The 25,877-nt window shown below is 40.5% G+C and carries 19 protein-coding genes; 14 read left to right on the forward strand and 5 right to left on the reverse strand.

The genetic code is table 11. The annotated features are described in order from the left end of the window. Positions 1 to 116: 116 nt before the first annotated feature. Both MSC25_RS11905 and MSC25_RS11910 read left to right on the forward strand, forming a co-directional pair. Positions 117 to 545 carry an Lrp/AsnC family transcriptional regulator gene (locus MSC25_RS11905; protein ID WP_004586440.1) on the forward strand — a complete coding sequence of 143 codons (429 nt, stop codon included), beginning with the start codon at positions 117 to 119 and terminating at the stop codon, positions 543 to 545. Between the two features lie 128 nt (positions 546 to 673). Continuing rightward, positions 674 to 1,846 carry a cellulose-binding family II protein gene (locus MSC25_RS11910; RefSeq protein ID WP_248443529.1) on the forward strand — a complete coding sequence of 391 codons (1,173 nt, stop codon included), beginning with the start codon at positions 674 to 676 and terminating at the stop codon, positions 1,844 to 1,846. A 64-nt stretch (positions 1,847 to 1,910) separates the two neighbouring features. On the opposite strand, the gene MSC25_RS11915 is transcribed toward MSC25_RS11910, so the two are convergent. Next, positions 1,911 to 2,843, reverse strand: a complete 933-nt coding sequence (locus tag MSC25_RS11915) for a hypothetical protein (RefSeq protein ID WP_248443530.1) — start codon at positions 2,841 to 2,843, stop codon at positions 1,911 to 1,913. A 373-nt stretch (positions 2,844 to 3,216) separates the two neighbouring features. On the opposite strand from MSC25_RS11915, the gene MSC25_RS11920 reads away from it, so the two are divergent. The 10 genes from MSC25_RS11920 (at position 3,217) to rluF (ending at position 18,700) form a co-directional block, all read left to right on the forward strand. Then, positions 3,217 to 3,519: an isoamylase early set domain-containing protein gene (locus MSC25_RS11920; protein WP_004586437.1), complete on the forward strand. Its 303-nt coding sequence runs from the start codon at positions 3,217 to 3,219 to the stop codon at positions 3,517 to 3,519. A 9-nt stretch (positions 3,520 to 3,528) separates the two neighbouring features. Beyond that, the gene (gene malQ, locus MSC25_RS11925) at positions 3,529 to 5,526 is read left to right on the forward strand and encodes a 4-alpha-glucanotransferase (protein WP_248443531.1); all 1,998 of its coding nucleotides are present in this window, start codon (positions 3,529 to 3,531) and stop codon (positions 5,524 to 5,526) included. Beyond that, on the forward strand, positions 5,519 to 7,738 hold the full coding sequence (gene glgB / locus MSC25_RS11930) for a 1,4-alpha-glucan branching protein GlgB (protein ID WP_248443532.1): 2,220 nt from the start codon (positions 5,519 to 5,521) through the stop codon (positions 7,736 to 7,738). The genes malQ and glgB overlap by 8 nt, the downstream gene beginning before the upstream one ends. After that, positions 7,731 to 9,794 carry a glycogen debranching protein GlgX gene (glgX, locus tag MSC25_RS11935; protein ID WP_138577249.1) on the forward strand — a complete coding sequence of 688 codons (2,064 nt, stop codon included), beginning with the start codon at positions 7,731 to 7,733 and terminating at the stop codon, positions 9,792 to 9,794. Before glgB ends, glgX begins: the two co-directional genes overlap by 8 nt. Continuing rightward, a complete protein-coding gene (locus MSC25_RS11940; RefSeq protein WP_004586433.1) occupies positions 9,787 to 12,324 on the forward strand; it encodes a glycogen/starch/alpha-glucan phosphorylase in 2,538 nt (845 codons plus the stop codon). The genes glgX and MSC25_RS11940 overlap by 8 nt, the downstream gene beginning before the upstream one ends. A gap of 14 nt (positions 12,325 to 12,338) precedes the next feature. After that, positions 12,339 to 13,640: a glucose-1-phosphate adenylyltransferase gene (gene glgC, locus MSC25_RS11945; protein WP_004586432.1), complete on the forward strand. Its 1,302-nt coding sequence runs from the start codon at positions 12,339 to 12,341 to the stop codon at positions 13,638 to 13,640. 41 nt (positions 13,641 to 13,681) lie between these two features. Next, complete coding sequence (locus MSC25_RS11950; RefSeq protein ID WP_248443533.1) at positions 13,682 to 15,217, forward strand: glycogen/starch synthase; 1,536 nt, start codon at positions 13,682 to 13,684, stop codon at positions 15,215 to 15,217. A gap of 91 nt (positions 15,218 to 15,308) precedes the next feature. Further along, the gene (locus tag MSC25_RS11955; protein WP_248443535.1) at positions 15,309 to 16,523 is read left to right on the forward strand and encodes an HDOD domain-containing protein; all 1,215 of its coding nucleotides are present in this window, start codon (positions 15,309 to 15,311) and stop codon (positions 16,521 to 16,523) included. Between the two features lie 34 nt (positions 16,524 to 16,557). Further along, on the forward strand, positions 16,558 to 17,637 hold the full coding sequence (locus tag MSC25_RS11960; RefSeq protein ID WP_248443647.1) for a DUF418 domain-containing protein: 1,080 nt from the start codon (positions 16,558 to 16,560) through the stop codon (positions 17,635 to 17,637). Between the two features lie 76 nt (positions 17,638 to 17,713). Beyond that, complete coding sequence (gene rluF, locus MSC25_RS11965; protein ID WP_248443536.1) at positions 17,714 to 18,700, forward strand: 23S rRNA pseudouridine(2604) synthase RluF; 987 nt, start codon at positions 17,714 to 17,716, stop codon at positions 18,698 to 18,700. A 9-nt stretch (positions 18,701 to 18,709) separates the two neighbouring features. Here the strand turns inward: rluF and MSC25_RS11970 are convergent, their stop codons facing one another. The 4 genes from MSC25_RS11970 to MSC25_RS11985 all read right to left on the reverse strand — a co-directional run bounded on the left by MSC25_RS11970 (position 18,710) and on the right by MSC25_RS11985 (position 24,057). After that, positions 18,710 to 19,018 (reverse strand): hypothetical protein, encoded by a 309-nt coding sequence (locus MSC25_RS11970; protein WP_174694625.1) that lies wholly within the window; start codon positions 19,016 to 19,018, stop codon positions 18,710 to 18,712. Positions 19,019 to 19,246: 228 nt separating this feature from the next. Then, the gene (locus tag MSC25_RS11975; RefSeq protein ID WP_174694622.1) at positions 19,247 to 19,558 is read right to left on the reverse strand and encodes a hypothetical protein; all 312 of its coding nucleotides are present in this window, start codon (positions 19,556 to 19,558) and stop codon (positions 19,247 to 19,249) included. Between the two features lie 333 nt (positions 19,559 to 19,891). Then, entirely contained in the window at positions 19,892 to 22,972 is a 3,081-nt protein-coding gene (locus MSC25_RS11980) for an efflux RND transporter permease subunit (protein WP_055019066.1), read from the reverse strand. Between the two features lie 2 nt (positions 22,973 to 22,974). Beyond that, positions 22,975 to 24,057 carry an efflux RND transporter periplasmic adaptor subunit gene (locus MSC25_RS11985; protein WP_024031767.1) on the reverse strand — a complete coding sequence of 361 codons (1,083 nt, stop codon included), beginning with the start codon at positions 24,055 to 24,057 and terminating at the stop codon, positions 22,975 to 22,977. 123 nt (positions 24,058 to 24,180) lie between these two features. On the opposite strand from MSC25_RS11985, the gene MSC25_RS11990 reads away from it, so the two are divergent. Together MSC25_RS11990 and MSC25_RS11995 are read left to right on the forward strand one after the other, a co-directional pair. Next, positions 24,181 to 25,077, forward strand: coding sequence for a LysR family transcriptional regulator (locus MSC25_RS11990; protein ID WP_248443538.1), 897 nt, complete (start codon positions 24,181 to 24,183; stop codon positions 25,075 to 25,077). After that, entirely contained in the window at positions 25,067 to 25,378 is a 312-nt protein-coding gene (locus tag MSC25_RS11995) for an MGMT family protein (protein ID WP_248443539.1), read from the forward strand. The genes MSC25_RS11990 and MSC25_RS11995 overlap by 11 nt, the downstream gene beginning before the upstream one ends. Positions 25,379 to 25,877 lie beyond the last annotated feature (499 nt).

Here is a 25,877-nt window from a genome sequence, read left to right on the forward strand (position 1 = left end):
AGCTAGGTAATTTTTGTTATTAAGCACTATTATCGAAGGTTGTAGGTTAAATTTGCAGTGCTATTTTGTGAAAAGTGATTACAATAAAAGTCAAAATAACGAAATTAATAAGCAATATGATAACTCCACAAGACGAAAAGCTACTTTCAATTTTAAAAACCAATGCAAGAGCCAGTATTTCTGACTTGGCACGCATGCTTAATTTATCGCGCTCTACCGTGCAAAGCCGTATGTTAAAACTTGAAGAAACAGGAGTTATAAAAGGCTATAGCGTAGATTACGGTGAAGACTATTTGACCAGTATGGTTTCGGCTCATGTATCTATAAAGGTGATGCAAAAACTCACCACTAAAACCAATTTAGAACTTAAACAAATTGATGCTATTTCCCAGCTTTATGCCATAAGTGGGGAGTTTGATTTAATTGCTGTAGTGCAAGCGCAAAACTTAGAAAAGCTAAGCCATTTACTTGATGATATAGGTAATTTAGATGGGGTAGAGCGCACAACGTCGTCAGTGATTTTAGAAACAAAATTTAAGCGTTAAAGTTAAGTGTTACTGAAGCGAAAGGTTACCTATTGATTTAACTTAATATTTAATTTTATCGAAGTTAGATATTTTGGCAAAGCCTTACTATACTAATTGTAATTAACACAATTATTTAGCAATGGATTATGCCCACAACGTTATTTTTTGCACTTTTAACTTTAACTGAACCCTTAAAATTTGGTACCAATGTATCGCTTACAACACCAGATAATGCGGTTAACCAAGTGCAATGCATTTTACACAATATGGATATGCCATTTGAGTTGCAATCGTTACCTTGGCTGAGGGCTCGTCGCGAGGTAAAACAAGATAGGTTGGATGGGTATTTTACAACGCATTTAACCTCTGAGATGAGCCAGTATGGTAAGTTGTCATCACCTATTTACCTAGAAAATTGGTACTGGTTTACTCATCCCGATAGCGTTAATAAAGACCCGAAAAAACTACGTTATGGCGTGGTCCATGGCAGTTATCAGGCTAATTGGTTTAAAACGCAAAATATTACCTCGTTAGTTGAAGTAAACTCGCTAGAAGAAATAGTAAACGTACTTCACCATCATAGAGTAGACAAAGTATTACTTGATTTAGATGATTTTAATAATGCTGCCGATCACTTAGGTATTGACGCATCTGCCTATCCGCGCTCATTTTATCGTTATGTGCCTCTAGGGGTTTTTGCTGCTAATAAGCTTATTAATTCGCACCCTTCTTTTTTAGAAAAATTCGATGAAACGATTCCTCAATGTGCCCCTGCACCGTTTTATTTATCACAGGGCGAACAAGTACAAATACTAAATACATTGTTAGAGCCAATAAAGGCGTTAATTTCACAGCCCATAATTACCGATGCCGCAGCGCAAAGTAACCATATAAAGCTGACTAACAAAGCGCTTAAACTCGCTGACGATCATTGGATAAAAGAAGTTAAAACACATCAACATGATTTAGCTAAAAATATGCTATTTACTGATGCTTCATTATATTTAAAACAATGGCAAAGGCAGTTCAAAGGCATAATTACCGAAACTATAGTGACTGATAAGCAAGGTAAAAATGTGGCTATAAGCAAAATCACCAGCGATTATTGGCAAGGGGATGAGAATAAATTTAGCCTCGTATACCAGCAGTCTTTAGCGTATCGCTTTGACAGTGTTGAATATGATGCCTCAACACATCATTTTCAGGTGCAATTAAGTTTACCGATAAAAAATGCCAAGGGCGATCATATTGGTGTTATTATTTTGGGAGTTGATGTAGAAAAAGCGCTGCACTCATTTAATAACAACGCATTAAATTAATAGCGTGAGCAGCGTTTCATTAAAGCCCACGTGTATAGCAAAATTTTGTGTAAATATTGTATAGCTATTTATTTACAGCAGCCTTTGGCGCTTGTCTGATAACGGTTTTTTGTGCTTCGTTTAATTTAATAACGTAAGCATTTCCTCCTACCAGCCCTTTAAATTCTTCATCGGTAAAAATAAGCGTATTATCATCATAAAAGGTGATCGCTTCTTTTTGCGTAACAATACCTAAATCGATTCGAGACACATCACCAGAAAAAAACTTGTCGCCTTTAAAGTTTTCGAACAGCCAAATACTTGTAGAATCAAGTAACACAAGTTTAGTCCTGTCAGGGCTAAGAGCAGCGGATGTGATCCAACAGAGTTTTTCTAAAGTTGTGCAAGTTTTAAATGAATCAATCAACTGTGCATCAAAATTGGCTGCATGATCGCCCACTTTATAAACATTGGTTATGCCATCGAAAGGCTCAGTTCTATTTTTGGTAAATAAATATAAATGGCGTTTGTACTCTACAAAAGCTTCTAAATCAAAGTTGCGTTTGTTAGGCGTAATGGGAGTGCCGTCCATTTCAGGATAGGTGAATTTAATAATTTCGGCTTCGGTGGTCTCTGTTTTTATATCTATTGGGTTTTCTATTTTATAGATAGTTAACCACTTTCTGTCGTTTTTATTATTGCCAAAATCACCTAAGAAAAAATGACCAAATTTATTTTGCGTCATGTCTTCCCAGTCTATATTTTTAGCATTCGTAACAAGGATTTCTTTTTCAATAGCGCCATCTTCGCCTAGGCGATAAAGTTTTGGGTCGTCACCGCCATCATTAATCGCCCACAAACGCTTTTTTTTATCAAACTCAATGCCTGAAATTTCTTTTAATTTAGGGTCTACTGATAATTGCTTTTTACTATAAAGGGTATATATAGAAAGGCTTACAAAGGAGGCAAGTGCAATAAATACAATTACCGTAGTAAATAAAATGCTTTTTTTCAACATGAAATTTTTGGTATTTCAGAGACGTAAGATGCTGTGTATTATTACTTAAGCACACTGATAACGAAAGAATTTTATAGGTTAGTGTGAACCTTTATACGATTTTTTACTCAATATATTAATAATGAAAAATGATTAAGTTGGTTTAATACTTGCTGTACATTAGTTTGTCATTAATAAGCGAAAATTTTTATCGTAATCGCACCTTATATGTGCAGCTCAAAACTTTTTTGCACTGTAATAATGCGTAAATAAAAATTTGTTTAAATTACCTGCGTTTAATGATGTTTAAATGCACCCCACATCGCCCTTTAAAGTGTTGTATCGGCCCTGTGGCAAAGATTAAGTACCCATTTTGGTTTAGTTGGAGCCTACTATGTTGAATAAACGTTTTTTCAAAACAAAAAATGAAGCTGAAGTTACCTTTGAGTTTACCCACCCTGATGCAGAGCAAGTAAGTTTACTTGGCGAATTTACCGATTGGCAGCCGGTGCCTATGAAGCTTAATAAAAAAGAAGGGGTGTTTAAATGTAAGCAACGCTTGCCAGTTGATCAGCAGTTTCATTTTCGTTATTTAATTAATGGTGATATTTGGGATAACGACCACCAAGCAGATGACTACCTACCTAATACATTTGGCACAGAAAATAGCATAGTGAACACTCAACGCATAAATTAAGGCGAGTAAATGGACGCACTTTCGCAGTTGTTTTATCTGCACGGTATCGGTTATGAGTTTACTAAATACACGGGCGAGCAGGTTATATTTAGCGAAGACACGCGCAAACGTGCCTTACAATGTTGTGGTGTAAATACCGAAGATGAACACCAAATAGCACAGCTTAATTATCAATTAGATGTTGCGCCTTGGTTAGAGTTAGCACCCGATACCAGCTTAGTGAATTTAACTGATAACCTTTTTTATATTCGCATAGATGAGCGTCAACGTGATTTACCTGTGGCGATAACGTTGCCAAAGTTAAACGTTACCTATGAGCGTGCTAACTTACATAATTTGGCCATCACTGGCGATTACTATGTACATGGCGTGCGTTATATTGAAGTAGCAGTGCCGTTAGGGGCTATTCCGGTAGGTTATCATCAGGCGCTGGTTAGTGTAGGGGAGCAAAGCAAAGAGATTCAATTGTGGGCCACCCCAGAAAAAGTTTTTCAAGTAGATGATACTAAGCGCACTGGGCTTTCGCTGCAGTTGTACACAGTTAAAAACAAAGCAGGCCTAGGTGTAGGGGATTTTAATGATTTACTAGAGCTATGTGACTTATGTGCACAGCAACACATGGACTACATATTACTCAACCCATTACATTTGCTGTTTGCACAGCAAAGTGAGCGAGCCAGTCCCTATAGCCCTAATAGCCGTGCGTTATTAAATCCTTTGTACATTTGTGTTGAACTATCAGCTGATGCTAAAAACAATCCACAATTAGATGCTTTGTTACACAGTGATGAGGTAAAAGCGCTTTATAACAGCAATGAACAGTTTATAAATTATGAAAAAGTAAGCGCCGTTAAATATGCATTATTTAAAGCGCTATTTAGTCATTTTGAAGCACATGCCAGCGCTTCACGACGCGATGAGTTTGCACAGTTTTGCAAACAAAACGCCCAGACCCTAACTACGCTAAATTCAGCCAATCCTACCTTTGATTACTACTTACAATGGCAGGCTAAATTACAATTAAGCCATTGTCAGCAGCACTGTTTAAATAAAGGCATGGCAATAGGTTTAATTAATGACCTTGCTGTTGGTTGTGCAGGTGATGGCGTTGAGTATCAATCTCAGCGATCACTTTTTAGTGATAATGCCAATGTTGGCGCGCCGCCAGACCCTTGGGCACAAGCGGGGCAAAATTGGGGGCTGCCTGCACTTAACCCGCAACAATTAAAAAATGATCACTTTGCCTTTTATCGCTCACTTATTAGCGCAAACATGCAAGGTGTTGGCGGTTTGCGCATTGATCATGTTATGGCGCTTAGGCGCTTATGGTGGTGCTTTGAAAATAATCACACACAAGATGGCTGTTATGTTTATTACCCTTTCGAGCACTTATTGGCTATTTTAAAAATAGAGTCTCACCTTAATCAGTGCATAGTAATAGGTGAAGACTTAGGCATAGTCCCGCCCGAGGTAAAACACGCACTTGCTGTAAGTGGTATTTATTCAAATAGCTTATTTTATTTTGAAAAACAAGATGATGGTGAGTTTTTACCGTTACAAGAATTACCTAAGCATTGTTTAATTATGATAGCGAATCATGACGTACCGCCATTTTGCGGCTGGTGGCAAACAGATGATTTAGATATTAAACGCCAGTATCAGCTTATTGATGATCAGCAGTACCAACAGCAATTGCACGAACGACAACAAGAAAAACAACGATTACTACGTTTTATACAGTTACATAGCGCAGAGCAACTTAGCGAAACTAGCGATGCTATGTGCATTTACGGTGAACTTGCCAAAGCACTTGCACACAGTGAGACCCGTTTATTTGCACTTCAGCTTGATGATTTAGATAAACAAACGTATCCGGTGAATATACCCGGTACTAATACCGAATACCCAAATTGGCGCCGTGTTTTAACTCATTCAAGCAACGCTATTTTTAAAAATAATGCCAGTACCTTGGCTGCAGTTAATTCAATAAGGAAAGGATATGAGTAGTACCGCACCAAAGGATTCATTACAGCCCCATTACGATGCACAGGTAACTGCACTACAAGGCGGCAGATTTAAAGACCCTTTTAGTTTTTTAGGGGCACATGCTTATAAAAATGGCTACGAAATACGCGTGTATTTACCCGAGGCTAAAAATGTAAATATTATTATTAATGATAAAAAAGTTATTGCTAAGCGTTATAACAGTAGTGATTTATTCATTGCAACAAGCAACGAAATGCCCACGCAACCTTATAAGTGCAACGTTGAATATGCAAACTCAGCATTATGTTTTTACGATGAATATAGCTTTGCAAGCAGCCTAGATACGGATGCAATGTATTTATTTAACGAAGGCAGTTTAGAGCATGCATATAAACATTTAGGCGCACACTTTATTAACCAACAAGGGGTTGATGGAGTGCGCTTTTGTGTGTGGGCGCCTAATGCAGCCAGTGTATCTGTTATTGGCGAGTTTAACCTTTGGCAAGCTAATCGTCATTATATGCGCTTTCATCCTGCGTGTGGTGTGTGGGAGCTTTTTATCGCAGGGCTTCAGCCCGATACCTGTTATAAATTTTCTATTGTGACACAGCAAGGCGATGTGCTTGAAAAAGCAGATCCGTTTGCCTTTAAAATGCAGCAAGCTCCGGGTACGGCCAGTGTGTTACAACAGCAAGCAACGCCTATTTCGCTCAGTGATAGCGAGCTTAAAAATCGTCAAAAGCGTAACCATATAGACGCGCCCATAAGTATTTACGAAGTGCACTTAGGGTCATGGCAAAGGGCTGAAGAAAACCGCTATTTAAGCTATAGCGAACTTGCCGACAAACTGGTTAATTACACGGTTGAAATGGGCTTTACGCATATTCAATTAATGCCAATAAGTGAATACCCGTTTGATGGCTCTTGGGGTTACCAGCCAGTGGGGTTGTTTGCACCAACTAGTCGCTTTGGTGATTACAGCAGTTTTAAATACTTTGTTCAGCAGTGCCACAAAGCAAACTTAGGCGTGCTACTTGATTGGGTGCCTGGGCATTTTCCTAGTGATCCGCATGGTTTACACCACTTTGACGGCACGCATTTATTTGAACATGCCGATATTCGACAGGGCTTTCATCCTGATTGGAATACCTATATTTATAATTACGACCGCCCGGAGGTTAAAAGCTTTTTAATCTCTAATGCGATGTATTGGCTAGAGCAATTTGGCCTTGATGGACTGCGCGTAGATGCGGTTGCTTCAATGCTTTATCTAGATTACAGCCGCAAAGAAGGTGAATGGGTTGCCAATTGTTATGGTGGACGAGAAAACCTAGGCGCTATTGAGTGCTTAAAGCAGGTAAATTTGCGTAGTTATAAAAATAATCAGGGCATTATGATGGTGGCTGAAGAGTCGACCGCGTGGCCGGGAGTCACTCAAAGTGTTGATCACAATGGCTTAGGTTTTGGCTACAAATGGAATATGGGGTGGATGAACGACAGCCTTCATTACATGCAACATGACCCGCTTTATAGGCAGCATCATCATCACGAAATGACGTTTTCTATGGTGTACGCATTTAGCGAAAATTACATTTTACCGCTAAGTCATGACGAAGTTGTACATGGTAAAGGCTCATTAATTGAAAAAATGCCTGGTGATGATTGGCAAAAATTTGCCAATTTACGTGCGTATTACGCATTTATGTGGGCGCACCCCGGTAAAAAGCTGTTGTTTATGGGAGGCGAAATAGCACAGCGAAAAGAGTGGGATCACAACCATTCTATTGATTGGCATTTGCTAGAGCATAAAAGCCACCGCGGTATACAAAACACTGTACAAGCGCTTAATACTGTTTATAAAAAGTCGCCTGCACTGTATGAACTCGACTCAAGCCCTGCGGGTTTTGAATGGATAGATAACAACAATAACGAGCAAAGTATATTTAGTTTTGTACGTTATGCTAAAAATGCCCACGACTTTATTGTAGTAGTGGCAAACTTTACGCCTGTTTCTTATCAAGAGTATGAAATTGGGGTACCCGCAGCGGGTAAATATAAGGTTATTTTAAACACCGATGATGACGCTTTTTTTGGCTCAGGTATTAAAGTAACAGCAAACAAAAACGCCACGGTTAGTAGCGTTAAGGCAAGCGCTCATGGCTTTTCGCATAGCATTAAAATTGCAATGGGCGGGTTAACGAGTATTTATTTACAAAAGGTTGAAGATGAGTAATCGATTTGAGGTTTCACATGGGCAACCACATCCACTTGGCGCAACTATTAGCAGTGGCGGCGTTAACTTTAGCTTGTACGCACCTAAAGCAACACAAGCTTATGTGTGCTTATTTGATAAAAGTGGGCACTCTGAAATATTAAAAGTAACCATGCATATCAACGAAGGCGGTATATGGACAGCCCATGTAGCGCCATTAGCCGAAGGCGCATTATATGGGTATCGCGTAGAAGGGGAGTACAGTCCTGAAAAAGGCCTGCTGTTTAACGAGCACAAGTTGCTGATTGACCCTTATGCAAAAGACTTATTTGGCGAATTCACATGGAGTGAGCGCCACTATGGGCAAATGCCTATTGGCACGAAAAGCACCGTTAATAATGCCATTGATATACCTAAATCACGGGTTGTTAATAGCCAGCCTTATAAACACAAAAAGCCAAACCATAGCTGGTCTAATACCGTTGTTTATGAGTGCCATGTAAAAGGCGCCACGTGCCGACACCCTAATATCCCTAAAAATTTACAAGGTAAGTTTTTAGGCTTAAGCCACCCTAGCTTTATTGAGCATTTGCATAATTTAGGGGTCACCGCACTAGAGCTGCTCCCTGTACATGCTTTTATAAGTGAGCAGTTTTTAACGGCAAAAGGGCTGCAAAATTATTGGGGCTACAACACACTCAACTTTTTTACTCCGCATAAAGATTATTTAGTTGATGATGACATTAACGAATTTAAGCGCATGGTTAGCGAGCTTCATAAAGCGGATATAGAGGTTATTTTAGATGTGGTTTATAACCACACCGCAGAAGCGGGCGCCGATGGGCCGATTTTATCTCTCAGAGGGCTAGATAACCTAGCTTATTACCGAACGGTGGCTGATAAGCCTCAGGTGTATATAAACGATACCGGCTGCGGTAACACCATTAATATTGATCATCCTAAAACCTTAAAGCTGGTACTTGATAGCTTACGTTATTGGGTGCAAGTAATGGGAGTAGACGGATTTAGGTTTGATTTAGCCACCATTTTAGGCCGAAATGCCCATGGTTTTAATAGCGCCCATGCGTTTTTTCAAGCCATTGAACAAGACCCTGTATTGAGTCGTGTAAAGCTTATTAGTGAGCCCTGGGATATAGGGCCAGGTGGCTATCAGCTAGGGGCTTTTGCTGCACCTTGGCGAGAGTGGAATGACCAATACAGAGATGTCATACGCCGATTTTGGCAAAGCGAAGAAGGCGTTATTGCAAATGTAGCAAAACGTATTCATGGCTCATTTGATATTTTTGAGCACAGCCAGCGCGGGCCGCTAAACAGTATTAATTTTATTACCAGCCATGATGGTTTTACGCTTGCCGATTTGGTGAGTTATGAGCATAAACATAATGAAGCGAATGGCGAGCAAAATCGCGATGGCCACAGCGCTAATCATTCCACCAATTGTGGTGTTGAAGGATTTACTAATGATGCCAAAATTATTGCCCTAAGACTGCAGCAACAAAAGAACTTTTTACTTACGCTAATACTCTCAAAAGGGGTGCCTATGATTGCCTCAGGCAGTGAAATGGGTCACTCGCAAGGGGGCAATAATAATGCGTATTGTCAAAATAACCGCACCAGCTGGTTGGCATGGAAAGACTCACAGCTAAATCATTCACTAACCCGATTTATTGACGATGCACTAAAAATAAGGCGTGGTCACAGTGCGTTTAAACACAGTGTGTTTTCAGAAGATATTGACGAGCGCTTTACGGTTAAATGGTTTACCGAGCAAGGCGTAAAAATGACTAACGAGCATTGGCACGAGCCGCAGCGCCAGTTTTTAATGTATAGCTTGTTAGATAAGCAAAATAAATACGCCTTATTAATCATTTTAAATGCGAGTAAAAAAACAGTTTTTTGTAAGTTACCCCCATCGCCTATCGCGGCGCAATGGGACATGGTTTTATCAAGTGTACATAACGCATCGCTAAGCAGTAAAGAGGATGCAATAGTCGAAATTTCAGCACAAAGCAGCTGGGTTTTTAGTGCAAATTTAGAGGACGATGGTCATGTCTAAGCAAGACGAAAATGTGTGTGTGGTAAAAGGGTGGCAAGAAGGCCCTGTAATTGATGAAAGCACTTTAAAAGATGATTTAACTCGGCACTTTTATTACAGTTTAGGGCGTGACAAAGTGGGTGAGTCGCAACTGTATTTATATCATGCGCTTGCGCTGACAATAAGAGATCGGCTTGTTGCTCGTTGCAGAGAAACCAAACAACAAATCAAGCAAGAAAAACGCCGTAAAACAGCTTACCTATCGCTAGAATTTTTAATGGGTAGAGCACTTGGTAATGCAATTTTAAATCTCGACTTAGACGAACAAGTCTCCAGTGCACTGCAAGAGTATTGCACCACAATTGAAACCGTAGCCCAGGCAGAGCACGATGCAGGGCTAGGTAATGGTGGCCTTGGGCGTTTAGCTGCCTGCTTTTTAGATAGTTGTGCAAGCCTTGCGCTTCCCGTGGTTGGTTACGGTATTCGCTACGAATACGGTATGTTTAACCAATCATTAAAAAATGGCCACCAAGTTGAGCAACCCGATAACTGGCTTCGTGAGGGGCACCCGTGGGAGCTTGCCGCGCCTGAGCAATCACAACGAGTGAAGTTTTTTGGGCACGTACAAAGTTATACCGACAAACATGGGCGCGAACACCGTCAATGGGTTGGTTGTCACGACGTATTAGCTGTGCCATATGATGTGCCTATTCCTGGTTATAAAAACGATATTGTTAATACGCTAAGGCTATGGAAATCAGAAGCGACCGACGAATTTAACTTAACCGAGTTTAATGCGGGGAGTTATTCAGAAGCGGTAGCGCAAAAAAACCTAGCAGAACAAATCACAATGGTGCTTTACCCAAATGACAGCAGTGAAAATGGTAAAGAGCTTAGATTACGTCAACAGTACTTTTTATCATCAGCGAGTATTCAAGATATCGTATCGCAATGGGTTGAACAATACGGCGAAGACTTTAGTGACTTTGCTGCACATCATGTATTTCAATTAAACGATACGCACCCAAGTATTGCCGTGGCAGAGTTAATGCGCATTTTAGTTGATGACTACGAGCTTGATTGGGATAACGCGTGGGAAATTACAACCAGCACAATGGCTTACACTAACCACACGCTATTGCCAGAGGCATTAGAAAAATGGTCAGTGCCGCTTTTTGCGAAACTATTGCCGCGAATTTTAGAAATTATTTATGAAATAAACGCCCGCTTTTTAGCGCAAGTGGCACAGCATTGGCCAGGCGATGCAAGTAAACAGCGCGCGCTTTCGTTAATTGAAGAAGGCGACGTGCCGCAAATACGCATGGCTTATTTAGCGATTGTGGGCAGCTATTCGGTAAATGGTGTGGCCGCACTACATACCCAACTTTTAAAAGAAGGACTATTTAAAACCTTTTATGAGCTTTGGCCTAACAAGTTTAATAATAAAACCAACGGGGTTACCCCAAGGCGTTGGTTAGCACACTGCAACCCGGCCTTGAGTCATTTAATTACAGAAAAAATTGGCTCAAAATGGGTTAGCGATTTTGCAGATATAAGCCAATTACGCCGCTACTTCGACGACACCGCGTTTCATCAGCAATGGCAAAATGTTAAACGCGAAAACAAACAACGTCTCGTCGATTTGGTGAAAGAGCGCTGTGGTGTTGATTTTGATGTAGAGATGATGTTTGACGTACAAGTTAAACGTATTCACGAATACAAACGCCAGTTATTAAATGTACTTCATGTTATTCATTTATATGACCGTATACGCCGAGGCGATACTACAAACTTAGTACCACGTTGTGTGCTTTTAGGGGGTAAAGCTGCCCCTGGTTATTACATGGCTAAAAAAATAATTAAGCTAATTAATAATGTAGCTGAGGTTATTAATAAAGACCCACTTGCAGCGCCTTATTTACGAGTTGCGTTTTTGCCAAATTATAATGTAACCGCAATGGAAACTATTTGCCCTGCAACCGATTTATCAGAGCAAGTATCGACCGCAGGTAAAGAAGCATCAGGCACTGGTAACATGAAGTTTATGATGAATGGTGCGCTTACTATTGGTACGTTAGATGGGGCGAATATTGAAATTAGAGACGCTGTTGGCGCTGATAATTTCTTTTTGTTTGGTGCCCAGGCTCATCAAATTGATGATATTAAATCGCGATATAACCCTTCTCATTTAATAGAGCAAAACAGCGACCTAAGCCATGTAATGCAGTTACTCGAAAGCGGGCAATTTAACCTGTTTGAGCCTAATTTATTTGACGACATTATTAATGCTATTAAAAGCCCTCACGATCCGTGGTTGGTTGCACATGACTTTGAAAGCTATGTGGCAGCGCAAAAGCAGGTAGAGGCTGCGTATCAAGACCAAACGCATTGGACGCAAATGAGTATTTTAAATACGGCCGCAAGCGGCATATTTTCAAGCGATAGAACCATAAGCCAATACAGTGAAGATATTTGGCACCTAACCCCCCTAACTATTAGTGAAACAGACTTACATGCAACTACGAGCCATGCCACTAAGAGCACAGACTAAACGGAGAGAGTATTATGCCTAGTTATGCAAATCGTTACATAAGTAGCTTAACCCGAGATACGTACGCGTTAATACTGGCTGGTGGACGCGGCTCACGCTTACACGAATTGACAGATTGGCGCGCAAAGCCCGCTGTTTATTTTGGCGGTAAGCACCGTATTATCGATTTTCCATTATCAAATTGTATCAATTCGGGTGTGAGGCGTGTAGGCATAGCCACACAGTATAAATCGCACTCTTTGATTCGCCATGTTAATCGCGCCTGGGGCCATTTTAAAAAAGAGCTGGGGGAGTCGGTTGAAATTTTACCCGCATCTCAGCGTAATGGTGATGAGTGGTATTGTGGAACTGCCGATGCGGTTTTTCAAAACATGGATATTATTCGCCACGAACTGCCAAAATATGTGATGATTTTGTCAGGCGATCACGTTTATCGAATGGATTACGGCGCTCTATTAGCCGAGCATGTGCAAAAAGGCGCCGACATGACAGTATGTTGCCTTGAAGTACCTGTTGAAGAGGCTGCAGATACCTTTGGGGTAATGACCGTTGATGAAAAAAATCGGGTATGTCGCTTCGATGAAAAGCCTTCGATCCCCAGCTCTGTCCCTGGTAAGCCAGGTACCTGCTTAGCCTCTATGGGCAACTATGTGTTTAATACTGAGTTTTTATTTGAGCAGCTAAAAAAAGATGCTGAAAATGAAGGTTCTGGCCGCGACTTTGGGCACGATATTATTCCGGCAATTATAGAAGAGCACAGTGTGTATGCGTTTCCGTTTAGAGATCCCATGCAAGAAGGGCAACCTTATTGGCGCGATGTAGGAACGTTAGACTCGTTTTGGGAAGCCAATATGGAATTGGTAATGCCCGAGCCACAGCTAGATTTATACGATCCAACCTGGCCTATTTGGACCTATCAAGAGCAGTTGCCACCGGCTAAGTTTATTTTTGATGATGAAGATAGACGAGGTATGGCGGTAGACTCAACGGTATCAGGAGGGTGTATTGTATCGGGCTCCGTGGTTAGAAAATCACTGCTGTTTTCAAACGTGCACGTGCGTTCATTTTGCGAAATAGAGCAATCGGTTATTTTACCCGGAGCTCTCATTAATCGTCATTGTAAAATTAAGCGAGCCATAATTGATCGAAGCTGTGAAATACCCGCAGGGCTTGAAATTGGTTACGATAGAAAAGCCGATGAAGAAAATGGCTTTAGGGTATCTAAAAAAGGCATCGTGTTAGTCACCCGTGATATGCTCACGGAACTTGCTAAAAAGCTTGAACGTCAAGCACACGAAAATAAAAAGTTCGCTTAAAATCGGATGCGAATAACAAAGGTTAAGGAAGTAGTAAATAAATGCATGTATTAATGGTTGCCGCAGAAAACGATGCTTTACCAAACGCTAAAGTGGGCGGGGTAGCAGATGTAGTCAGAGATGCCCCAAAAGCACTAGCAGCACAAGGCGTGAGCGTAGATGTTGTTATTCCTGATTATGGGTTTGAGCAACTGCAACGTGAATATATAGGTGATGTCACTGTTATATTTAGAGCGCAGCCACAGGTATTATCTTTATTTAAAATAAGTGATGACAACACACACATTAATCAATTTGTTATTTCGCACCCACTGTTTAGTCAATCGGGTTCGGTGTATTGTAATGACGAACCCGGGCGACCTTTTGCCACTGATGCAACAAAATATGCATTATTTAGTGCCGCTCTATGTGAAGCGCTGCTACAGGGTTTAATAACGCGCCCTCAAGCACTGCATTTACACGATTGGCATAGCGCGTGTGTCGCCGTATTATTAAAATTTGATAAACGCTACGATACCCTCGCTAATTTACATATTGCCTATACAGTTCATAATTTAGCACTGCAAGGGATCAGGCCTTTTAAACACGACGACTCGAGTTTAGAGGCTTGGTTTCCTTCGTTAGGTTATAACGGGCAACATTTGTGCGATCCTCGTTACCCACACTGTTTTAACCCTATGCGCAGTGCTATAAATTTGGCAGATAAAGTTCATTTAGTCTCACCTACTTACAGTACCGAGGTACTAAAGCCGAGTAATTATCAGCAAGGTTTTTTTGGTGGAGAAGGCTTAGAGCTTGATTTACAAAATCAATCGGCTCAAGGCAAGGTGGTGGGAATATTAAATGGCTGTGAATACCCTGAGAAAAACCCTGAGCAGGTTACTTTATCGGCCTTGTATGAGCGTATTGAACATACTTTATTTAACTGGATGGCAAAACATGAGCAGCTTGAAACGAGCTACTATGTGGCGCATCAGCGCATGCTGCAGTTTAAAAACACGCCAATAGATGGGCCCCTCGTAACAAGTATTGGCAGGCTGACCGAGCAAAAGGTGTTATTACTTTGCCAACAATACGGTAATGCATTAGCGCTTGATAAAGTGTGTGAAATAATTAACCGTTTTAATGGTCGTCTTATTATTTTAGGCTCTGGTGACAAAGCCCTTGAAAGCATTTTCACCAAGGCCATGGCACGTAATGCAAACTTATTGTTTTTAAAAGGTTATGGGCAAGGTATTGGCGATAGCCTATATGAGCTTGGGGATTTATTTTTAATGCCAAGCTCGTTCGAGCCATGCGGAATTAGTCAAATGCTTGCTATGCGCGCAGGGCAACCTTGTTTAGTCCACAGTGTTGGCGGTTTAAAAGACACCGTAAGCCATAACAACAATGGCTTTGCATTTTCTGGCGGCTCGTTGAATGAACAAGTTGATGGATTAATGACATGCTTAACTGAAACCCTTACGCTAAAACAGCAAAACCCTAAGCAATGGAGTAACATTACAGCTAATGCTAAAGGAGCACGTTTTTCGTGGGAAACGGTCGCTGCTGATTATATTTCAAGCATGTATTGCTAAATCATTAAAATTAAACGCAGTAGAAGTGACATTTATACCTATTTACGCTATTAATTACTTAGTTTGAGTATAAAAATAAGAAGTAGGTAATGTGTCTGTATTTGTTGCAAGGCAAGCAATATTCAATCGTAAGCAAAATGTAGTTGCTTACGAGCTTTTATTTCGTAATAGTGCTGAAAACTTTTTTCCCGATATAGAAGAAGGTCAAGCAACTGCTCGCCTAATAATGGAAAACCAGCTTAATTTAGGCACACGCCACATCACCTCCGGTAAAACGGCACTGATAAATATAGGCCCTGACTCTTTAAAGCACAATTTATGTGACTTTTTACCCTGTAAAGATGTGGTCATTGAGCTGTTAGAAACCATTGAACCCACCGACGATAACTATCAGCTTTGCAGAGAGCTTTTTCATAAAAACTATAAACTCGCATTAGACGACTTTGTTTATAACGAGCAATGGGAGCGATTTTTAAAGTTTATTAAGCTAGTAAAGTTTGATATTGCGCAAACGCCTTTATCAGATATTGCTGAGATTATAGAAAAACTAAAACAGCATAAAAAAATAAAAATATTAGCAGAAAAAATAGAAACCCAAGCCGATTATCACCAAGCACATAAAATGGGGTTTGATTACTTTCAAGGCTACTTTTTTGCCAAGCCCACAATGCACGAACAGCAAGACATTGATTATAACTATGCGTTAGTTGTGGCTATTTACGCGCAAGTAATGAAACCAAGCCCAGATATAAAGCAAATTAGTGCGTTATTTGAAGCCGATGCGGCCTTGGCTTATAAGCTTATGCGGCTAATTAACAGCGGTGTTTTTCCTATTCAGAGTAAAATATCATCTATTAAGCAGGCGTTAGTGTATTTAGGGCATGAGCATTTAAAAAAGTTTGTTAGTTTAATTGTTACCGCGCACACCGCGGGAAAAAAGCCAGCAGAACTAATGCAAGTGTGTGTAGTTAGAGCACGCTTTTGTGAGCTAATAGCAAAGCAAGTGTCTAAATCGTTGGCGGGTGAGGCGTTTTTAACCGGCTTGTTTTCGTTACTAGATGCCATACTCGATCAACCTATGAGTTTATTAGTCGAAAAGTTACCTTTTCCTGATGATATTAAAGCGGCATTATTAAACGAAAAAAACACCCTATATTATATTTTAAATGTAGTACAAGCGTACGAAACAGGTAGCTGGTGGACATTAGAAAAAGCCGTTATATTACTTAATGTTAAAAGTGATGTGCTGCCAGGGTTATATAATCAAGCCGTAGATTGGGCAGATAATTATAAAAATAATAGTTAAAGGACAGTAACCGCTCATTATGCGAAATTATAATATGGACTTTATTCGCGGCATTGCTGTGCTTTGCTTAGTGTATATGAATGGCTATGCGTTTGGCTTAATGGATTATAGCTATATTCCTTTATCTACCCCGCCTTTTAGCGACACCCTTATCCATGCTGTGAGTACTTTTTTTGTTGATGGCCGATTTAGAACGCTGTTTAGCTTACTGTTTGGGGCAGGGCTTTATATTCAATGGCAAAAAGTTAAATCAACAGCGCCTTTAAAAGCGCGATTGCATTGGCTTATCATTTTTGGTTTGGTACATGGTTTTTTACTTTGGGCTGGCGACATTTTATTTTTGTACGGTGTATCTGGCTGGTTTGCCCTAAAATATTTACAAAGTAATAACCAACTGCTTATAAAAAGGGCAGGGGAGTTTCTTTTAATTGGTTGTGTAGCCACGGGGTTGGTGCTTTTTAGTGCGCCAGATGAGGTCGTTTATCGTGATTCAGCACAGTATATCGATTTATATAGCCCGCATTACAGCGATTACTTTTTGAGTAATCTAGGTATGAATATATTAATGCTGGTAGCTGTTCCTATCATGATCATGTGGCTGTGCGTAGGGCTAATGCTGATTGGCATATATTTATATAAAAATGAGGTTTTTAGTAAAGGTTTAACTAAGCCGCACCTTATTGTTTGTATAGCTGGCGCCTTTATTTTTTCAGGCATGAGGCTTTATGCGTCAAAGTTCACAGGGGGAGCAGGGTTCGCCATACAAGAGTTTATAAATACCTTTGCCGCATTGTTCATGGCTGTATTTTATATTCATCTCATCGTTAAATTTTGTAATAACCGTGCTCATGTGGGTCGGCTTATTCAGCAAGCTGGGCGTTTAGCCTTTACCTTATATATATGCCAAACACTTATGCAGCTGTTGCTTTATAAAGTGTTGTATCCGCAGTGGGTATTAAGTTTTAACCGAATAGACTATTGGATAGTCGCGACTGGCCTGGTTAGCGTGCAGCTATTGTTTACAGCTTTATATTGTCGCTATTATGAGCAAGGGCCGCTGGAATATGTTTGGCGCAGGTTAACTCAAGCAAAAATTGCAAAAATTAATGCGTAAAGGTTTAAATTAGGGGCGAAAAATAATGGCGTGTGGTTTACACTAGTCGCCTTTAAAATTAGGACCATTAAGTGCCATGACCGAATTAAAACGTTTAAATAAATTTATTAGTGAAACAGGTTTTTGTTCACGCCGTGAAGCCGATAAATATATTGAGCAAGGTCGTGTAACGGTTAATGGTAATACGCCTGAAATGGGCGTAAAAGTGGCTGATACCGATACTGTTTTAGTAGATGGAAAACCGCTGCGCGAAAAACCAAAACGCGTGTACATTGCGTATAATAAGCCTGTGGGTATTACCTGTACCACCGAGAGTAAAGTTCAAAGTAATATTGTCAAAGCCGTTAATTATCCCACCCGTATATTTCCTATCGGCCGTTTAGATAGACCTTCAGAAGGATTGATTTTTTTAACTAACGAAGGCGATATCGTTAATAAAATTTTGCGAGCGGGTAATAACCACGAAAAAGAATACGTAGTGACAGTTGATAAACCACTCAATCGCCAATTTGTGAGCAAAATGGCCAACGGTATTCCTATTTTAGATACCGTTACAAAAAAATGTAAAGTGACACAAACAGCTCCGCAAGAATTCAAAATAGTGCTTACGCAGGGGTTAAACCGCCAAATTCGTCGTATGTGTGAATACCTAGGTTATGAAGTTGTGACCCTTAAACGTACCCGCATTATGAATGTAACGTTAAAGGGCTTAAAAGTAGGCCAGTGGCGACATTTAACCGACGTAGAAATGGCGCAAATTAATGACTCCATTGCTGATTCGGGTAAAACGCAAGAGCACTCGGTTGATACCAATAAGCAAAATGCCAATAACAAAGGCGAGCCTAAAAAGCGTGATTTTCAGGGGGAAAACCCACGCGCCTTTAATAATGAACGAGGCACTCGCACTCAAAGAAGTAACACGCCCTTTCAAAAGCGCTCAACCACCTATGTAGGTAAAGGTGGAGCTAGTAAAAATACGCAAGGCGATAGCAAAAGCGCAAACAACAAAAAGCCAGCAAACGGTAAAGCGCGTTCATCTGGCACGTTAAGTTTAAAAAAATAGCGTGCGCACTTACCATTGTATTTGATGTACAACGTTACCGAGTGGGCTTTTAACGCCTACGATGTTTATTTTCTCATTTTTTAGCCGCTTTAATGCTGGTTTATCTAAATACCACCTAAAAGAGCGCTTTCTGTAAGTTTGTAAATCAAGCACAACCAGTTTTGCGCAGCTGTATTCGTAATCACTCGGACACGCCTCTACAGCCAGTAGCTGGTACTCTTGCTGCCAGCTATTGTCGCTATAATAATACGTCCATAACTTTACTGAAATACAAAAACTAGCCCACAGCCATAAATAAACTAAAACAGGTATAAACAAAATACCCAGCCAGCCCCTAAGCTTCCCATCGTGCTAGGGCCTGTTGACCTTTCAGGATTAAAATTTGTTCAAACTAGGGGCGGTTTAATCGTGGCGCGAGGTTTGTAACCTAGTGGACTAAGTAAAAACTGAGCAACAAAGAGTAAAATGCCCCTAGGCAGAACCCTCCGGGCAGCGCATGTTTGGCATTTATTCCACGTTATCGCCTATTTATGGGGAATAACCACACTACATAGGCTCTGCCTTGCCTAAATGCCAAACACACTGCTGCAAATTTAACCTCGAAAGATAAACAGGCCCTACATAGTCTTTAAAATTTGATTTAAATGTTATGCATGCGTTGTACTTTTTGTATCCGTACATCCCCCCTGCAATACTAATTATTACTGACAAAACAGGAAGCAGCTTATGTGTTAAAAAATCATAAGCGGTATTGGCAATAAAGGGGGGATCGAGATTTTCATCCCAAGCAATAAAAAATAGGGGTGGGAATAGTAAACTAGCGGTAATTATTATTCTAAAAAGTTGTTTTGCTGTCATTTGAGGGGTTATTTATAAAACACAACGCCAATATAAAGTAAAAAAAGCCCTAAATAAATGGCTAATGCAGATACGCTGTTTTTAGAGCGCAGTCGTTTAATTAAATCGTAAGTACCGTCAAACATGCCTGTTATTACCAGTGCAATACCGTCCGTGAAACGGTAGTTGTTTAAATCTACATTGCCATTTTCGTCGGTTATAAAGCTAAAATAGCCAAAGAGAATACAAATACAACCTAGTTTATTATGTCCATCTTTAACCTCGGTTTAAATAATAAAAAACGCAGCTACTGTGAGGTAAGCTGCGTTTTAAACGTGCTGTAAGGCTTTTAAATTACTTTCTAGGCTCGTAGTCTATTCTAAATACAACAGTATAAAGCACAGGTACTACAATAAGCGTAAGTATGGTTGCAAAACCTAAACCAAACATAATAGTTACCGCCATTGACTGGAAGAACACGTCAAACAACAGCGGGATCATACCTAAAATAGTGGTAATAGCCGCCATGGCTACAGGGCGTACACGGCTAACGCCAGATTCAAACACAGCTTGATAAGGCGATTTACCATCGCGAAGCTCAAGATTTATTTGATCGACCAACACAATGCCGTTTTTAATCAGCATCCCGCTTAAACTTAGTAATCCAAGTAGTGCCATAAAGCTAAATGGCGCATTCATTATTAACATGCCCGCACTCACACCAATAATGGCAAGTGGCACTGTAGCCCAAATAACTAAAGGCTGTTTAAGTGAATTGAACAGCAGTACGGTTACCGCAAACATCGCTAAATAACCCAGCGGTAATGAGCCAAATATAGCAGCTTGCGCATCCGATGACGACTCATACTCGCCGCCCCATTCTAATTTGTAGCCACGCGGTAGCTCTATTGCTTCTACGGGTCCGCGCACGCGTGCAAATAACTTAGCGGCAGTTTCATCGCCTAATACGTTGTGATCGGCCATTACCGTTATTGTGCGCTTTCGGTCGCGGCGCATAATTAGGCTGTCTTCCCATTCAACCACAAATTCGTCAACCACTTGTGTTACTGGCACAAATACACCCAGTACTGGGCTGTATATTTGTAAATCGTGAACGCTTTCTACATTTAGGCGCTCATTTGCCGGTGAGCGAGCAATAATTGGCAAAAGTTGCGTACCATCACGATATACACCCACTTGCTTGCCAGAAAGGCTAGTAAGCAGTACATCATCAAGGTCTGACTTACTAATACCTAAACGGCGCGCTTTTTGTTCGTTAAATTGTGGACGAATCATTTTAGTGCGTGCGCGCCAATCATCACGAATATTATAAGCGCCGTCGTCCTGTGCGATAACTTCTTCAGCCTGGGCGGCTAATCGTCTAAGTATTACCGGATCGGGGCCTGTAAAGCGTGCTTCAATTTTAGCATCGGTTGAGGGGCCAATTTCCATGGGCTTAATTTTAAGCTCAGCTGAAAGCGGTGTATTTTGCGAGTATTCACGCACTTTCTGCATTACTACAGCCACCGCCTCGCGGTTTTTTACTCTAATAATGAGCTGCCCGTATGACGAGTACGACTTTTGCGGTGCATAAGTAAGCATAAAGCGTGGAGCACCTTGGCCTGTAGTACTGGTTATTTCTTCAACTAGCTCTTCTTTTTGAAGGTAGTTTTCAAGCTTTTTGATTCCCTCTAGCGTTGCTCTTATGTCGGAGCCTTGTTGCTGCCAGTAATCTACATAAAACATAGGGGTGTTAGAGGCTGGGAAAAACGATTGTTTAACCGCACCAAAACCAACCACAGCCGAGCAAAGAAGCACGACCATAAGCACAAGCGTGGTTTTACGATAATGCATAGATACATCTAAAAGTGCTTTATAGCCGGTAAAAATAAAGCCTTGATATGGGTCGTCATCTTCCTCTTCGCCCTCAGCATTTTTAGCTTTTTTAAACTCATCTTGTTTAAACATTAAATTTGCAAAAAATGGCGTAAGCGTAATGGCGGTGATCCAGCTTAGTAAAAGCGATATAAACAATACCCAAAATAAGCTACCCGCAAATTCACCGGTCGCATCAGAGCTTAAGCCAATAGGGGCAAACGCAGTAATACCAATAACTGTAGCGCCTAGTAGCGGCCATTTAGTTTGTTCTACAATATTAACTGCAGCTTTTAACTTGGTTTGGCCACGCTTTAAATTTATTAATATGCCTTCGGTTACTACTATGGCGTTATCTACCAGCATACCAAGGGCAATAATAAGCGCACCCAGAGAAATACGTTGCAGGTCTATGGCGAACAACTTCATAAATATAAAGGTGCCTAAAACGGTGAGTAATAAAATACCGCCAATTAAAATACCACTTTTTAACCCCATAAATATAAGCAGTACCACGATTACAATGGCAATCGCCTCTACTAGGCTGACAATAAAGCCATCTACCGATTTTTCTACTTCTTTAGGTTGGTTATACACCGATTCTACATGTATGCCATGTGGGCGCTGGTACTCAAGCTCTGCTAAGTGCTCGTCAATACGTTTACCTACATCTACTACGTTCACGCTATTCATAAACGAAACGCCAATTAAAAGCGCTTGTTCTGAGTTGTAGCGAATAACATTGCTGGGTACTTCTGCGTATTCTCTAAATACTTTGGCTACATCACCTAAGTAAATAAGCTCGCTAGCACCGGGTTTAGATATAAGCAGGGTTTCGAGCTCTTTAACATCTTTAAATTCGCCGGTTGGGTGAAAGCGTATAGACTCATCACCCACTCTAATTTTACCTGCGTTAGAGACTGTATTTTGCGATTGCAGTAAACCAAAAATATGGCTTGGGGCAATACCCAGTTGTGCTAATTTACGGGTAGACACTTCAACCATTACTTGAGGCTGTTGCTCACCAGCAATGGTCACTTTACTCACACCTTTAACGAGTACGAGTTCACGCTTTAAGTAATCGGTGTAATCTTTAAGTTCATCATAAGAGTAGCCATCGCCGGTAACCGCATACATAACGCCGTATACATCACCAAAGTCATCTAAAATGGTGCTTGGGTAAACGCCACTCGGGAGTGAAGGCGCTAAATCGTTAATTTTACGGCGCATTTCATCCCAAATTTGGCGCAGCTGCTCTTTTCGGTAGGTACTTTTCATTTCTACCGATATTTGCGACTTACCATTTGATGAAATAGAGGTCACATAATCTACGTAGGGGAGTTGCTGAATCGCATTTTCGATAGGAAAGGTGACTTCTTCCTCTACTTGTTGTGGCGATGCACCCGGATACATAGTTATAACCATGGCGGTTTTAAGCGTAAACTCTGGGTCTTCTAGTTGGCCTAAATCAAAGTACGACACACTCCCGCCAATTAACAGCAGTAGTGCAAACATCCAGCTAATTACTTTTTTCTCTATGGAGAGTTGCGCAAAGCTCATAATTATAAGCCTCGCTCTTTATTCCATGGACGTACTTTCATGCCTTCATCTAATGAGTGCACGCCAGCAGAGACGACAATTTGGCCTTCTTTAATACCGCTTAGCACTTCAATACCGTCGCGGTGTACTTGGCCCACTTTAACGGCTTGTTTATTAACAACACCGGTTTCTGGGTTATATATCCACACATAGGCGTTATCCGACACGCTTTCTTTAGCTTCAGAAAAAACCGACTCTACCGGTAAAATAGTGTAAGCCACTTGCGAGCTGGTTACTTTTGATAAATCGATAAATACACGGCCCGTCATCCCTGCAAGTAGGTTAAAGTCTTTAGGTACTGGCAGCGAAAAAACAACTTTGTAGGTGAGCGTAGTAGGATCTGCCTGCGTATCCCACTCTTTTAAATCAAGGGTGTACTCTTTATTATCATAACCGTCAAACACAACGGTAGGGTGGTAGTCGCTGCCTTTTTTAATGCGCGCTATTATTTTTTCAGGAACTTGGATTTCTACATCCATTAAATCGCGGGTCTCTAGGCGTAAAATGTTTTGCTTGGCTTGAATGTTTTCAAAGTTTTTAACAAATACTTTGGCTACAGTCCCTGCAAATGGGGCGCGCAGTTCGCTGTATTCTAGGTTGGTTTCGGCAATTTTAAAGGCAGACTCTGCCACTTGCATATTGGCCAATGCTTCATCGTACTCTGATTGACTCGCGATTCTTTTTTCAAGTAATTGTTCAATGCGGCTAAGTTGTGATTTAGCAAGCTCATAACGGGCTTTTCTATCATCGTACTGTAATTGAAAGTCTTCTGGGTCAAGCTTTGCTAAAAGTTGTCCTTTTTCAACTTCTTCACCTGCTAATACCGGAAACTCTACCAGTTCACCATTGACTCTAAATGCTAAGTACGAGCCTTGGTTAGCAACCACCTCAGCAGGAAAGCTGCGCACATTTGTTTGCGAATCATGTCCTATATTGAATAACTTTACAGGCCTAATGGGCTCTTCTTTTACTTGCTTTTCTGGCTCTGAACAGGCCATTAAGGTAAGTAAAGTCGTAGTAAGTATACATAGACGAAAGAGTTTCATGTCTTCTCCGTGGCAATGATGGGCAAAATAATTAAGTGCAGGATACGCCGCAACCATATAAAATAAAATTCATTAAATTTTAGAAACATAATAAGTTTTATTTATGATCATGTTGAGCGCAGTATGAAGCTGAATCAATTACAAATTTTAGATGCCATTGTACAAAGTGCAAGTTTAAGTGGCGCGGCGCTTAAATTACATAAAACTCAACCTGCACTTACCTTAGCAATTAAAAACTTAGAGGCAAAAATTGGCTTTGAACTACTCGATAGAAGCAAGTACCGATTACAGTTAACTGAAAAAGGGCGTGTTTTTCATCGCGAAGCACAACAATTATTGCATGCAAATGATGAGCTAGCACAGCTTGCTAAAGAGCTTGCACTGGGTAACGAGCCACAATATCGAATTTGCTACGAGCAAATTTGTCAAAAAGACAATTATAACGAGATCATAAGTAATACTTTTAGACTATTTAAGCGTACAGAGTTTAATTTAACCAGTGGCAAACGCTTTGTCTCTTTAGAGCAAGTAAATAGTGGGCAAGTGGAGTTAGGCATAGGCCCCTGGTTTGACTTATTTCATGCAACAGGGCACTTAGAAAGCCTACCAATTGGTAAATTAAACATTGGAATTATTGCTTCTACTAATGCGTTTCCTAAGTACATGACCTTTAACGAGCTACAAAATTACCCGTGTTTGGCCATGTTTGAAAGTGACTTAAGCATAGACAGCGACAAGCTTTCTTACTCAAAAGGCTCTGCCTTAATGAAGATTGACGATGTAACCAATTTAAAGTCGTTTCTGCTTGCTGGTGCCGGCTGGGCAATGATGAACATAGACTATTGCGCCCCTGAAATAGAAGCTGGGCTGTTGCAGCAAATACAGATAAACGACAGAGAAGATGAGTTTGGTATAGAAGTACGTGCATTTAGGCGTGATGCAATACACCATGGCCCTGTTGCGCGCTCTATTTGGGAGCAATTTAAAGTACTCAGTGAGGCGTACGTTAATGACCGCTGATATTGATAAAGAAACCCTAATCTACACCATTATTGCAAATATACCTGCAGGTTTTGTAGCAAGTTACGGGCAAGTAGCAACGCTTGCCGGTTATCCGCAAAATTCACGCTTAGTAGGGCGCCTTTTAAAGCAAATGCCAGATGATTCTGTTATACCGTGGCACAGAGTAGTAAACAGCCAAGGTAAAATATCATTCCCTGCAGGCAGTGATAAATACCAAGAGCAGCGCCAAAAGCTATTATTAGAAGGGGTTAGCTTTAAAAACGGCAAAGTAAATATGCGCGAGTGTAGATGGCAGTAGTGAACGTATTGTCGTAAAAGAGCTTTTAAAGGCTAATTTATTACAAGTGTGCGGCTTACTTTTTTGTTTTTAGCTATCGTAAATCTACAAAAAATAGGGTTATTCAGCTTGTAGTTTACCTTTTCCACAACCTCCTTATCTAGCTTTGTGAATGAAAAACTTACAATGAAAAGCGATATATTTTCTATTTTTTACACAATAAAAATATATACGGCAAAGTAAAAACACCTCCACACCTACCTATAGCTAAAATGGCATTAAATCAATTTAGCGTCGAGATTTGGCATAACACTTGAACTACTTATTTGTTGTAAATAGATATTGAGCATACCAAATGTTGGCTCAAGGGCGCGTTTAAAATGGTATCTCATTTGCAAAAAGGTAAAAGTGTAAAAACGTAAGTAATCCTCAAGCCATCTTAAAAGTGAATGATAAATTATTTGAAAGTAAGTTTTTTTCACATCGCTAGTGATGAATGAAGAAGCTGATGAAGTGTAAA

It is taken from the genome of Pseudoalteromonas sp. 1CM17D, from assembly GCF_023161805.1.
In the GTDB taxonomy this organism is placed as follows: Bacteria; Pseudomonadota; Gammaproteobacteria; order Enterobacterales; family Alteromonadaceae; genus Pseudoalteromonas; species Pseudoalteromonas atlantica.